Annotated in this window: 14 protein-coding genes; 12 read left to right on the forward strand and 2 right to left on the reverse strand. The window is 53.8% G+C overall.

Annotated elements, in window-relative coordinates; genetic code table 11:
• Nucleotides 1–287 precede the first annotated feature (287 nt).
• The gene (gene hslO, locus VFA_RS18885) at nucleotides 288–1,163 is read right to left on the reverse strand and encodes an Hsp33 family molecular chaperone HslO (protein ID WP_004728445.1); all 876 of its coding nucleotides are present in this window, start codon (nucleotides 1,161–1,163) and stop codon (nucleotides 288–290) included.
• A gap of 33 nt (nucleotides 1,164–1,196) precedes the next feature.
• A complete protein-coding gene (gene hslR, locus VFA_RS18890) occupies nucleotides 1,197–1,583 on the reverse strand; it encodes a ribosome-associated heat shock protein Hsp15 (RefSeq protein WP_038152589.1) in 387 nt (128 codons plus the stop codon).
• Between the two features lie 265 nt (nucleotides 1,584–1,848).
• Between hslR and gspC the strand changes: the two genes are divergently transcribed.
• The 12 genes from gspC to VFA_RS18950 are packed head-to-tail and all read left to right on the forward strand — an operon-like array spanning nucleotide 1,849 to nucleotide 13,047.
• Entirely contained in the window at nucleotides 1,849–2,697 is an 849-nt protein-coding gene (gene gspC / locus VFA_RS18895; protein WP_172475433.1) for a type II secretion system protein GspC, read from the forward strand.
• Between the two features lie 35 nt (nucleotides 2,698–2,732).
• Entirely contained in the window at nucleotides 2,733–4,760 is a 2,028-nt protein-coding gene (gspD, locus tag VFA_RS18900) for a type II secretion system secretin GspD (protein ID WP_004728448.1), read from the forward strand.
• Nucleotides 4,760–6,271, forward strand: a complete 1,512-nt coding sequence (gene gspE / locus VFA_RS18905) for a type II secretion system ATPase GspE (protein ID WP_004728449.1) — start codon at nucleotides 4,760–4,762, stop codon at nucleotides 6,269–6,271. The genes gspD and gspE overlap by 1 nt, the downstream gene beginning before the upstream one ends.
• On the forward strand, nucleotides 6,271–7,494 hold the full coding sequence (gene gspF, locus VFA_RS18910; RefSeq protein ID WP_004728450.1) for a type II secretion system inner membrane protein GspF: 1,224 nt from the start codon (nucleotides 6,271–6,273) through the stop codon (nucleotides 7,492–7,494). Before gspE ends, gspF begins: the two co-directional genes overlap by 1 nt.
• Nucleotides 7,495–7,531: 37 nt before the next feature.
• Nucleotides 7,532–7,975 (forward strand): type II secretion system major pseudopilin GspG, encoded by a 444-nt coding sequence (gene gspG / locus VFA_RS18915; RefSeq protein ID WP_004728451.1) that lies wholly within the window; start codon nucleotides 7,532–7,534, stop codon nucleotides 7,973–7,975.
• Between the two features lie 53 nt (nucleotides 7,976–8,028).
• The gene (gene gspH, locus VFA_RS18920; RefSeq protein ID WP_004728452.1) at nucleotides 8,029–8,610 is read left to right on the forward strand and encodes a type II secretion system minor pseudopilin GspH; all 582 of its coding nucleotides are present in this window, start codon (nucleotides 8,029–8,031) and stop codon (nucleotides 8,608–8,610) included.
• A complete protein-coding gene (gene gspI / locus VFA_RS18925) occupies nucleotides 8,597–8,953 on the forward strand; it encodes a type II secretion system minor pseudopilin GspI (RefSeq protein WP_004728453.1) in 357 nt (118 codons plus the stop codon). The genes gspH and gspI overlap by 14 nt, the downstream gene beginning before the upstream one ends.
• Nucleotides 8,940–9,587, forward strand: a complete 648-nt coding sequence (gspJ, locus tag VFA_RS18930) for a type II secretion system minor pseudopilin GspJ (RefSeq protein ID WP_004728454.1) — start codon at nucleotides 8,940–8,942, stop codon at nucleotides 9,585–9,587. The genes gspI and gspJ overlap by 14 nt, the downstream gene beginning before the upstream one ends.
• Nucleotides 9,577–10,593, forward strand: coding sequence for a type II secretion system minor pseudopilin GspK (gene gspK / locus VFA_RS18935; RefSeq protein ID WP_004728455.1), 1,017 nt, complete (start codon nucleotides 9,577–9,579; stop codon nucleotides 10,591–10,593). Before gspJ ends, gspK begins: the two co-directional genes overlap by 11 nt.
• Nucleotides 10,562–11,773 (forward strand): type II secretion system protein GspL, encoded by a 1,212-nt coding sequence (gene gspL / locus VFA_RS18940; protein ID WP_004728456.1) that lies wholly within the window; start codon nucleotides 10,562–10,564, stop codon nucleotides 11,771–11,773. The genes gspK and gspL overlap by 32 nt, the downstream gene beginning before the upstream one ends.
• Nucleotides 11,774–11,782: 9 nt before the next feature.
• Nucleotides 11,783–12,292 carry a type II secretion system protein M gene (locus VFA_RS18945; protein WP_004728457.1) on the forward strand — a complete coding sequence of 170 codons (510 nt, stop codon included), beginning with the start codon at nucleotides 11,783–11,785 and terminating at the stop codon, nucleotides 12,290–12,292.
• Nucleotides 12,289–13,047 carry a type II secretion system protein N gene (locus tag VFA_RS18950; protein WP_004728459.1) on the forward strand — a complete coding sequence of 253 codons (759 nt, stop codon included), beginning with the start codon at nucleotides 12,289–12,291 and terminating at the stop codon, nucleotides 13,045–13,047. Before VFA_RS18945 ends, VFA_RS18950 begins: the two co-directional genes overlap by 4 nt.
• The last annotated feature ends 59 nt before the right edge of the window (nucleotides 13,048–13,106 follow it).

The raw sequence follows: 13,106 nt of genomic DNA on the forward strand, positions 1-13,106 counted from the left end.
GTTATCTGCTCACCATGCTAGCAACGGGAGGGGGAAAAAACAGGGAGATAGTTCAAAAATTACCCACGCATTCCCTGTGGTTTTAGGTGACCCGTCACATATTGTGGCTTGGGTATTTTATCGTGCGCGCAAACCATTGCGCCAGATCAAAAGGATTATTATTCCAAAGAAATTAAGTACGTCGTACGGTGAGTGTAACTATTGATTTTATTGGGTTTTGATCACAAAAAAAGCCAGCATAATGCTGGCTGTAGCGGTAAATCTTCGTGCTTGTTAAGCCCGATGAATTAATGCAGGGTTTTGTTCTCGCCCGCTTGATGTGCGAACAATTCAGCCACTTGCGCCGAATCGAACGAGTAGGTGGTGCCGCAGTAGTCACAATGCAGTGCCACAAATCCCTCTTCAGCAAGGATTTCGTTGATGTCGTCGCGAGCCAGGGTGATGATCGCCGCTGCGCTGCGTTCTCGTGAGCAGCCACATTGGAATGCCACCGGTTGCGGTTCGAACACGTTCACTTTTTCTTGGTTGTACAGGCGGTACAGCAGCTCATTGGCTTCCAACGTAAACAGTTCTTCATCTTTCACGGTATTGGTCAGCTGTTCAAGGTGCTCGAAATCTTCCGGCGTGCCTGTGCCATCAGGCATCACTTGCAGCAGCATACCTGCGGCGTGCGGTTTGCCTTCGTGTTCACCCACGCGAATCCATAGGCGCGTTTTGAGCTGCTCTGAACGCAGGAAGTAGCCTTCCAGCACGTCAGCCAAGTTATCCCCTTCCAGGCCAACCACGCCTTGGTAGCGTTCACCCTGCTTCGGTTCAATGGTGATCACCAGGTAGCCTTTGCCCATCATGTCATGCAGATTGGCGTTGTCGGCGATGTCGCCGTCCCAACGCGCCACACCGCGGACTTGCTGATTGTTGTCGCCGTTAATGACGGCCAGCGAAACCGGGCCATCCCCTTGCAGTTGCAGGGTAATTGAGCCTTCGAATTTTAGCGTCGCGGTCAGCAGTGACGTCGCGACCAATAGCTCACCTAACAGCGTCTGAATCGGCGCGGGGTATTCCTTGCTGGTAATGATGTGCTGGTACGTTTCATCCAGTTGTACCAACTCGCCACGTACTGAAAGGTCTTCAAATAGGTAGCGGTTTAATGTGTTGTTTGACACTGAACGTGTAGTCATAAGGAATAGTCCGGCTCGTTATTGATGTTTAAATTTTAGAAGATCGCGACGCTGTTTTTTATCTGGGCGGCGATCTGGGGCTGGGTTGATGGCGTTGAGTTTACGTGCCAGCGCCATGCGCTCGCGTTTTTCGACGCTTTCAGCCGTTTCTGAATACAGGGTCTGAGCTTCCGGTGCGCCACGTCTCTGCTGCGACACGTGTTCGATGACCACGGTTTTCTCTTCGTTGCCTTGGCGCAGGGTAATGATCGCACCGATTTCGACCAGCTTACTTGGCTTTGTTCGCTGGCCATTATAGTGAACTTTGCCACCATCGACCATATTCCGCGCCAGCGAGCGAGTTTTATAGAATCTTGCGGCCCATAACCATTTATCGAGTCGAACCGCTTCAGAATGGGAACTCATGCTGGCAAATTACCTCTAATGTGATGATTTAGCGTTTTGCTTACCGCTTACAATGGTGATTGATCGCCGATAATTCAACTCATCACAAACGTTAACTTTATGTGTAAGAACACCGTAAAGCTTGTGATATATTGCTATATTTTGTATAAGGCCCTGAATTAAAAAGGCTCCTACTGAGAAAAAACACGACGTTAGCGGAAGAATTAGGAATAAAGGACACAAAGTGGAGCGTATCAATTTTCAGCAGTTGACATCCGGCGATTGGATGCAACACCTCGCACGTTGGCAAAAACCAATGAGTGTGTGGGTGGCTTTGATTTGTATCGCGTGGTCTGCCTGGATTGTCGGTCAGATGGTGTGGATGCTGCCGGCAGAGCAAACTGCGGTTGGCGGTTGGGTTGCCAGCACCACGACGCAAACGCAGACGCAAAGCGGCATGGACATCAGCGGATTGCAACAAGGCGATCTGTTTGGGCAGTACAACGAGCAAGCACCGGCAGTGGTGAAAACGGTCAAAGTGGATGCACCGAAAACGCGCTTGAACCTAGAGCTGGTGGGCGTGGTTGCGAGTTCTGAACCGCGTTTGAGCTTGGCGGTGATCGCAAACCGGGGCTCGCAAGCGACGTATGGCCTCAACGAAGTGATTGAAGGCACGCGGGTCAAACTCAAAGCAGTGCTGCCGGATCGCGTCATCATCGATAACTCTGGCCGGGATGAAACCCTGATGCTGGAAGGGATCGACTACTCAAAAATGAGCGCTCAGCCTGCGCCAGCCCCTTCACGTGCCGCTCAGTCAGCCTCTGTGGATGACAAACTGGATGCCATTCGCGCCGCCGTGGCGAAAAATCCGCGCGAAATTTTCCAATATGTCACGCTCTCCCAGTTGAAGCAGGATGACAAAATTCTGGGCTATCGTGTCAGCCCGGGCAAAGATTCAGCGTTATTTGAATCGGTTGGCTTACAAAACGGCGACATCGCCACACAATTAAATGGTTTGGATCTGACCGATCCAGACGTGATGAGTAAAGTCTTTGAGTCGATCAGCGATCTGACCGAGATCAATCTCACCGTAGAACGAGATGGACAGCAACATGACATCTATATTCAGTTTTAACCGCAAAATGTCAGCAAAGTTTGAGGGAGTATTCTGTGAAGCATTGGCTTAAAAAAAGTGCATGGCTGTTGGCCGGAAGTTTATTGGCGACGCCGTTAGCACTGGCGAATGAATTCAGCGCCAGCTTTAAAGGCACGGATATTCAGGAATTCATCAACATTGTTGGCCGCAACCTCGAGAAAACCATTATTGTTGACCCTTCTGTTCGAGGCAAAGTGGATGTGCGCAGCTACGACACGCTGAACGAAAAGCAGTACTACAGCTTTTTCCTCAATGTGCTGGAAGTGTACGGCTTTGCGGTGGTTGAGATGGACAACGGCGTGCTGAAAGTTATCAAAGCCAAAGACGCCAAAACCTCAGCCATTCCAGTGTTGGGCGATCATGATCGCGCCAACGGCGACAACGTGATCACCCAAGTGGTGGCGGTGAAAAATGTTTCTGTGCGCGAACTGTCGCCACTGCTGCGCCAACTGATTGATAACGCGGGCGCGGGCAACGTGGTGCATTACGACCCGGCCAACATCATTTTGATCACGGGCCGTGCGGCGGTGGTCAACCGTTTGGCGGATATCATTCGTCGCGTCGACCAAGCGGGCAATAAAGACATCGAAGTGGTGGAACTGAAAAATGCCTCCGCTTCGGAAATGGTGCGTATCGTGGAAGCTTTGAACAAAGCCAATGATGCCAAGAATACCCCTGAATTCCTGCAGCCGAAGTTTGTCGCCGATGAGCGCACCAATTCGATTCTGATTTCTGGTGACCCGAAAGTGCGTGAACGCCTCAAACGCTTGATCAGACAGCTTGATGTGGAGATGGCGACCAAAGGCAATAACCGTGTGGTGTACCTCAAATACGCCAAAGCCGAAGATTTGGTCGACGTGCTCAAAGGGGTGTCGGACAACTTGCAAGCGGACAAGCAAACGGGTCAGAAAAGCTCGAGCGGTGCAGCGCAGCGCAACGAGGTGATGATTGCCGCGCACGCCGATACCAACTCGCTGGTGATCACCGCGCCACAAGACATCATGAACGCGATTTTGGATGTGGTTGCGCAGTTGGATATTCGCCGTGCGCAGGTGTTGATTGAAGCGTTGATTGTTGAAATGTCGGAAGCTGACGGGATCAACCTTGGTGTGCAATGGGGCTCGCTAGAGAGTGGCTCGGTGATTCAGTACAGTAACAGTGGCGCATCGATTGGCAGTGTGATGGTGGGGCTGGAAGAAGCCAAAGACCAGACCACGACCGAATACTACTACGATTCGAGCGGTAACCGACGTCCATACACCAGCACCGAATCGGGCGACTATTCAAGCTTGGCCTCCGCCCTGTCGGGCATCAACGGCGCGGCCGTAAGCGTTTTGATGGGCGACTGGACGGCGCTGATCAGCGCGGTATCCAGCAACTCCAATACCAATATTCTCTCCTCACCGAGCATTACCGTGATGGATAACGGCGAAGCGTCGTTCATCGTCGGTGAAGAAGTGCCGGTGATTACCGGTTCGACCTCTAGCTCCAACAACGACAACCCGTTCCAAACGGTGGATCGCAAAGAGGTGGGTATCAAACTCAAAGTGGTCCCGCAAATCAACGAAGGGGATTCGGTGCAACTGGCGATTGAGCAAGAAGTGTCGAACGTGTTGGGGGCCAATGGCGCCGTCGACGTGCGCTTTGCCAAACGTCAGCTCAACACCTCGGTGATGGTGCAAGACGGTCAGATGCTGGTACTTGGGGGCTTGATTGATGAACGCACGGCAGAGAGCGAATCGAAAGTGCCGCTGCTGGGGGACATTCCGATCATCGGACATCTATTCTCATCAACCAGCACGCAGGTTGAGAAGAAAAACCTGATGGTGTTCATCAAACCGACCATCATTCGTAATGGCGTGACCGCCGATGGGATTACGCAGCGTAAGTACAACTACATTCGCGCGGAGCAGTTATTCAAAGCCGATAAAGGCCTGAAATTGATGGAAGACAGCAACATTCCGGTGTTGCCGAAATACGGTCAAGATCGTCTTCATCCACCAGAAATTCAAGCCTTTCTCGATCAAATGGAAGAGAAGTAATGACGGACGTAGTGGCAGCGCAGGCGGTTCGCAATTTAGTCCGCCGATTGCCGTTCAGTTTTGCCAATCGCTATAAACTGGTGCTCGAGTGGCAGGATGCAGAGGCCGCGCCAACGGTGTATTACGTGGCGCCGATGTCGGTGACCTCCTTGGCGGAAGTGCGCCGAGTGGTCAAAGGCAGCCTGAATCTGATTGAACTGCAGCCGAATGAGTTTGAAAGCAAGCTCACCCAAGTGTATCAGCGCGACTCCTCAGAAGCGCGTCAACTGATGGAAGACATCGGCGCTGACAGCGACGATTTCTTCTCGATTGTGGAAGAGTTACCGCAAAATGAGGACTTGCTCGAATCGGAAGACGACGCGCCCATCATCAAATTGATCAACGCCATGCTCGGCGAAGCGATCAAAGAAGGCGCGTCTGATATTCATATTGAGACGTTTGAGAAAGTGCTGTCGATTCGTTTTCGCGTTGATGGCGTGTTGCGTGAAGTGCTGTCGCCAAGTCGTAAGCTGTCCCCGCTGTTGGTGTCGCGGGTTAAAGTCATGGCTAAGCTCGACATTGCAGAAAAACGCGTGCCGCAGGATGGCCGCATTTCGCTGCGCATCGGAGGACGTTCGGTGGATGTGCGGGTGTCGACCATGCCATCGTCGCACGGGGAGCGCGTGGTAATGCGTCTGCTCGATAAAAACGCCACGCGATTGGATCTGCACAGCTTGGGCATGACGGCGCACAACCACGATAACTTCCGCCATTTGATTGAGCGTCCACACGGCATTTTGCTGGTCACCGGACCGACGGGTTCAGGGAAATCGACCACGCTGTATGCGGGCCTGCAAGAGCTCAATAGCAACGAACGCAATATTCTGACCGTTGAAGATCCGATCGAATTTGATATCGATGGCATCGGTCAAACGCAAGTGAACCCCAAAGTCGACATGACCTTTGCCCGTGGCCTGCGCGCGATTTTGCGTCAGGATCCAGATGTGGTGATGGTGGGTGAGATTCGTGACTTAGAAACCGCGCAGATTGCGGTTCAGGCCTCGTTGACCGGTCACTTGGTGATGTCGACGCTGCACACCAACACGGCGATTGGTGCGGTGACGCGCCTGCGTGATATGGGCATTGAACCCTTTTTGATCTCCTCGTCACTGCTGGGTGTGTTGGCGCAGCGTTTGGTGCGGACCTTGTGTCCGGACTGCAAAGAACCTTACGAAGCTGACAAAGAGCAACGCAAGCTGTTTGATGTGAAGAAAAAGGACCCACTGACGCTGTACAAAGCGCACGGTTGTGAGAAATGTAACTTTAAAGGCTATCGCGGCCGAACCGGGATTCATGAGCTAGTGCTGGTGACAGAAGAAGTACAAGCATTGATCCACGCCGAAGCCGGTGAGCAGGCGATGGAAAAAGCGGTGCGTGAAACCACGCCAAGCATTCGCGATGACGGACTGGAAAAAGTGCGCCAAGGCTTGACGTCGCTTGAAGAAGTGATGCGTGTGACCAAGGAGTCCTGATGGCAGCGTTTGAATATAAGGCGCTGGATGCCCGTGGCAAACAGAAAAAAGGTGTGCTGGAAAGCGATAACGCGCGGCAGGCACGTCTGCGTCTTAAAGAACAAGGCTTGGTACCGATTGAAGTGGTGGAAACCAAAGTCAAAGCGGCCAAAGACCAAAGCCGCAGCTTGGGGCTATCACGCCGTGGTATCAGTACGCCGGACTTGGCGCTCCTGACGCGCCAATTGTCGACGCTGGTGCAGTCGGGCATGCCACTGGAAGAGTGTTTGCGCGCGGTATCCGAGCAATCGGAAAAGCCGCGTATTCGAAACATGCTGGCGGCCGTGCGCTCCAAAGTCACCGAAGGGTACACCCTGTCAGACAGCATGGCAGATTACCCGCAGGTGTTTGATGAACTCTTTCGTTCCATGGTGGCAGCGGGTGAAAAATCAGGTCACCTCGATGCGGTGTTGGAGCGGTTGGCGGATTACGCGGAAAACCGCCAGAAAATGCGCTCCAAATTGCTGCAAGCGATGCTCTATCCGATCGTGCTGGTGGTGTTTGCCGTTGCGATTGTCGCGTTTTTGCTCGCGGCAGTGGTGCCTAAAATCGTCGGTCAGTTTGTACAAATGGGGCAGGAATTGCCGAAATCGACGCAGTTTTTGCTGTCATCCAGCGATTTCATTCAACACTGGGGCATTCAGTTGCTGCTCGCGCTGTTGGTGATCATCTACGTGTGCCGCTGGTTACTGCGTAAACCGGATGTGCGTCTGAACTGGGATCGCCGCGTGATTCATATGCCGATGATTGGCAAAATCGCGCGCGGCCTCAATACCTCACGTTTTGCGCGCACCTTATCGATCTGTACCTCCAGTGCCATTCCGATCCTTGATGGCATGCGAGTCGCTGTCGATGTCATGACCAACCAATATGTGAAACAACAAGTGTTGGCGGCGGCGGAAAATGTGCGTGAAGGCTCCAGCCTGCGTAAAGCGCTCGACCAAACCAAGTTGTTTCCACCGATGATGCTACACATGATCGCCAGTGGCGAGCAGAGTGGCGAGTTGGAAAGCATGCTCACGCGCGCAGCCGATAACCAAGACACCAGTTTTGAATCGACCGTGAATATTGCGCTGGGTATTTTTACACCCGCGTTGATCGCGTTGATGGCGGGGCTGGTGCTGTTTATCGTGATGGCGACCCTGATGCCCATCCTCGAAATGAATAACTTAATGAGTCGTTAATTCGGCTCAATTTCGCCTTGTTTAACATGGAGTCTCTATGAACAAAAAAGTAAACAAACAGTCTGGTTTTACCCTGCTGGAAGTGATGGTCGTGGTGGTCATTCTGGGTATTCTGGCCAGTTTTGTTGTGCCTAACTTGCTGGGTAACAAAGAAAAAGCCGATCAACAAAAAGCGATTACCGATATCGTCGCGCTGGAAAATGCGCTCGATATGTACAAATTAGACAACAATGTTTACCCAACCACCGACCAAGGCTTGGATGCGCTGGTCAGCAAACCGTCTAGCCCTGAGCCGCGCAACTACCGCACTGGGGGCTACATTAAGCGTCTGCCTAAAGACCCTTGGGGCAATGACTACCAATACCTGAGCCCAGGCGATAAAGGCACCATTGATGTGTTTACCTTGGGGGCAGATGGTCAAGAAGGCGGCGAAGGCACCAGTACCGACATCGGCAACTGGAACCTGCAGGACTTCCAATAAGGTGGATTGGGCGGTGAGACCGCCCATGATTTGAGATGAGTTGCGGCGAAGTCATGAAGTACAAACGCGGGTTTACCCTGCTGGAAATTCTGTTGGTGCTGGTGTTGTTGTCGATGAGTGCGGTGGCGGTGATTGCCACCTTACCGGATCGACCCAATGACGAGGCCAACCGCTTTGCCGAAAGCCTGTATCAGCGTTTGCAACTGATCAACGAAGAAGCGATTTTGAGCGGGATGGATTACGGGTTGCGTGTGGATGAAAAAACGCGCCGCGCGACATTTCTTCGCCTCAATGAAACTGGCTGGCAACGGCTGAATAAGCCGGGGTTTAGCGCGCAGTTACAGGCCGAGGAAGGGCTGGTGCTGCAATTTCGGGCCGGCGGCGATGTGTGGCAAGACAAGGATCGATTGTTCAAGCCGGGCAGCTTGTTTGACGACGAGATGTTTGCCGAGCAAGACGACGCCAAGAAAACGCGTCCGCCGCAAGTGTTTATTTTGTCCAGTGGCGAGCTGACCCCATTTACGCTCGACGTCTACGTTAAATCGGAGACGCCGGAGCATGGCTGGCAAGTCAACGTGCAAGAGAACGGGGCGATCCAACTGCTCGCTCCGGGAGAACGTCATGCGCAGCGCTAAACGTGGGTTTACCTTGTTGGAAGTGCTGGTGGCTCTGGCAATTTTTGCCACCGCGGCCATCAGTGTGATGCGCGCGGTGAGCCAGCACATCAACACCATCAGCTATTTGGAAGAGAAAACCTTTGCCGCACTGGTGGTGGATAACCAGATGGCCAACGTGATGCTCAATCCGCAGGGACTCAGCGCGCGGCAAGGAACGCAGACAATGGCGGGTCGCACGTGGTATTGGAAAGTGACGCCGGTGAAAACTGGCAACGATATTCTGGCGGCGTTTGATGTCAGTGTCGCGACAGAGAAAAAAGCCGCTCCGGTGGTGACGGTGAGAAGTTATGTGGCGAAATAACGCTGGGCGTCAGCGCCGCACACGCGGTTTCACCCTGATCGAAGTGCTAGTGGCGATGGCCATTTTTGCCAGCTTAAGCTTGGCGGCTTATCAGGTGCTCAATCAAGTACAACGCAGCAACAGTTTGTCGGCTGAACGGGAAGCGCGCCTGAGTGAACTGCAACGTGCCATCGTGATCATGGATGCTGATTTTCGCCAAATGGCGCTGCGTCGTTTTCGCACCAATGGCGAAGAGCCGGGCGACACGATGCTGCTGTGGCGCGATTACTTGCTTGATTCTGACAGCAAAGGCGTGCTGTTTGTGCGTTTGGGCTGGCACAACCCGCAGCAACAGTTCCCGCGTGGCGAAGTGGCGAAGGTTGGCTATCGTTTAAAAGATGACGTGCTAGAGCGCGTGTGGTGGCGCTATGCCGATACGCCGGTGGCTCAAGCGCCGGTGGTGATGCCACTGCTGACGCAAGTCACATCGTGGTCGATGAAGTTCTATTTTCAAGGCCAGTGGCTGGACGAGTGGACGTCGAAACAGTCGCTGCCACAGGCCGTATCGGTGACGCTGACCTTGAAAGATTACGGTGAGGTTGAACGTATTTATTTGACCTCAGGCGGTACGCTGGGAGACAGCAATGATTCGTAACCAGCGACAGCGCGGTGTGGCGTTGATCATTGTTTTGTTGCTCCTAGCGATCATGGTGTCGATTGCGGCCACGATGTCGCAGCGCATGTTTACTCAGTTTCAGCGCGCCAGCCATCAACTCAATTACCAGCAAGCGTATTGGTACAGTTTGGGGGTGGAAGCCTTAGCGAAAGCGGCGATTGAACAGAGTTACAAAGACAACGATGTGATCAGCTTGAATCAACCTTGGTCACAAAAAGATCGCAGCTATCCGCTCGATTATGGTCAGGTGACCGGCAGCATCATCGACCGACAGGCGTGTTTTAATCTCAATGTGTTTGCCAATGTGCCAGCGACCAGCACAGGCACCACGCAAGCTTACGTATACCGTGTTTGGCGAGCGCTGCTCGATGATCTCGACATCGACAATTACCAAGCGGAAAGCATCGCTGGGGCGACGTGGGATTACATCGACAGCAATGACAGTGTGAACTCGGTCGGTGGGGTTGAAGACAGTTACTACGAGTCGATGTCGCCAGCCTATTTGGCGGCCAATACGCTGCTCGCTGACAGCAGCGAACTGCGCGCCGTCAATCAGGTGAGTGGCGAGGTGATGCAAAAGCTCGCGCCTTACGTGTGCGCACTGCCGATGGATGACTGGCGACTCAATATCAATACGTTGGCACCGGAGCAAGCCAAGTTACTGGCGGCGATGTTTACGCCCGCACTCAGTGAAGCCAACGCCAAAACGGTGCTGGAAAATCGCCCGTTTGATGGTTGGAGCAGCGTGAATAATTTTATGGCAGAAGCTCAGATCGCCGCGCTGGACAGCACCTTACGTGATGATGCGCGTGGCTATTTGTCGGTCGACAGCCAATATTTTGAACTGGACGCACAGGTGAAAGTGGATGAATCCCGCGTGCGCGTTCGGAGTCTGTTTTTTAGTAGCAATAAAGAAACTGCAACGGTGATACGCCGTCGCTTTGGAGGAATCAGTGAGCGAGTTTCTGACCGTTCGGCTGAGTAGTCAACAAAATGCCGCCATTCCTTGGCTGGTGTGGTCGCCGCAACAGCAGGCGGTGATCGCCAGCGGCGAAGTGGCCGGAATCGAGCAGCTGGATGAGCTGGCGCCGTATGCTGCGCAGCGGTCAACGTTGGTGCTGCTGGCCGCCAGTGATGTGGTGCTGACACAGGTCGAGATTCCTTCTGGTGCCAGTCGCCAGTTGGAGAGCATGCTGCCATATTTGGTGGAAGATGAAATTGCGCAAGATGTCGAAGAGCTGCATTTTAGCGTGTTGAGCAAAAGCGGCGGTGTGGCGCACGTGGCCGGCGTGGATCGCCAATGGTTGCAATCGTGCCTGGACACGCTCAAAGCACTGCAGTTCGACGTCAAACGCGTGCTGCCCGATGTCCTAGCTGTGCCTCAAGCTGATGGCCTCGCGGCATTGCAGTTGGGCGACGAATGGTTGGTGCGCAAAGGGGACTTGGTGGGCTTAAGCGTCGAAACGCAGTGGCTGCCGCTATTTAGCCAATCCGATTGGGTACAAGAGGGTGAGGCTTGGTTACCGCTTACGGCTTACACGCCGCTGCCTGAACTGGTATTGGCTGAAGGGCAGGTATGGCACACCGAAGCGGCAGATCTGGTGATGCAACAGCTGACCCAAGAAGCGCTGCGCAGCAAAATCACGCTACTGACCGGTGAATTTGCGCCGAAATCCTCGTGGTCCAAACATTGGGGCGTGTGGCGTAAGGCGGCAATCGCGGCCGGTTTGTTGCTGGTGGTCGCGATGGGATACCGCTTTGTGGAAGCTTATCAATACGAAACTCAGGCGCAGCGGTATCGCGCGGAGAGTGAACGCATTTTTCGAACCATTTTTCCTGATAAGCAGCGCATTCCGACCGTCAGTTATCTCAAACGTCAGATGAGTGATGAATTGGCGGCGTTGTCGGGTGGCGGCAGTGGAGAGCATGTCCTGGGCTGGCTGAGCAAGTTGCCCGACACTCTGCGTAGCGTGCGCGCACTGCAAGTGCAGAGCCTGCGATTTGATGGCAACCGCGGCGAAGTGCGTTTGGAAGCGAGCAGCAAAGATTTTCAAACCTTTGAGCAAGCGCGCGTCAAACTTGAAGCGCACTTTGCGGTTGAACAGGGCCAGTTAAGCAAAAATGGTGATTTGGTGGTGGGGTCGTATGTCCTCAAACGCAAATAAGGGCAGAACATGAAGAATTTACTCGGCCCACTTCAAGCATCGCTACAGACTTGGTGGAGTGGCATCAGCCAACGCGAACAGCGTTTGGTGCTGATGTGTGGCGGCCTGTTATTCCTAGGGATTTTATACTGGGGCATTCTCCAGCCGCTGCAACAGCGCAGTGACGCGGCCAAAGCACGCATCGTATCTGAGCAGCAGTTACTGCAATGGGTTCAATCCACGGCGGATGACATCGTGGCGTTGCGGGGGCAAGGCGGTGTGGCGCGCACGTCGCAAACACTCAATCAGGTGATCACCAACTCCACGCGTCAGTTCAACATTGAGTTGATTCGAGTTCAGCCTCGCGGTGACATGATGCAAGTATGGGTTCAGCCGCTGCCGTTTTCTCAATTGGTGGCGTGGATTGCGTACCTCAAAGAGAAACAGGGTGTGGATGTTGAATATATGGATCTCGACCGCGGCAAAGTGTCCGGTGTGGTTGAGGTTAAACGGCTGCAATTAAAACGGGGCACGTCATGAAACAAGGATTAAGCTTTGTCGCCCTATTTGTGGTGGTCTTTGTGGCGAGTGCCATTGTGCATTTGCCTGCCGCGGTGGTGATCAAAGCGGTTCCGCTGCCTGCAGGGCTGGAACTGCAAGGTGTGCAGGGCCGTTGGTGGCAGGGCAGCGCGACTCAGGTGCGTTGGCAACGTAATCAGCTTGGTGCGTTGAGCTGGCAGTTGCAGTGGTCGTCATTGCTGAGCGCGAAAGCAAAGGTGGCGGTGCGTTTTGGTCGCGGAAGCGATTTGGATGTGCGCGGCAAAGGCGTGATCGGTTACGGCATGTCTGGGCCGTTTGCCGAGGATGTGGTGCTCTCGGCCCCGGCGGCGACCCTGATGCAGACGCTTGCGTTACCGCTGCCAATCAGCGCGCAGGGCCAAGTGGAACTGACCGTGCGTGATTACCAATACGCGGCGCCGTGGTGCGGTGCGGCCAGCGGCACCTTGGTGTGGGCGCAAAGCATGATGGGGTCTCCGTTAGGGGATCTCAGCATGGGGCCGGTGATGGCCGATGTCACGTGTGACAATAACGTGGTGACGGTGAAAGGGGGCCAGCAGAGCGCGCAGGTCAGTAGCGAATTCAGCGCAGAGTTGAATGCCAAACGCCGATTTAATGCGCAAGCTTGGTTTAAGCCGGGGGCCGAGTTCCCCGCCGCGATGGCGGAGCAGTTGAAGTACCTGCCGCGTCCCGATGGTCAAGGCCGCTTTCAGTTTTCCCGCCAAGGGCAGTTATAACCGTGCAAACAATATAACCGTACAAACAAAAGGGCGAGTTCATCTCGCCCTTTTTGCTC

The organism is Vibrio furnissii CIP 102972 (assembly GCF_000176175.1).
In the GTDB taxonomy this organism is placed as follows: domain Bacteria; phylum Pseudomonadota; class Gammaproteobacteria; order Enterobacterales; family Vibrionaceae; genus Vibrio; species Vibrio furnissii.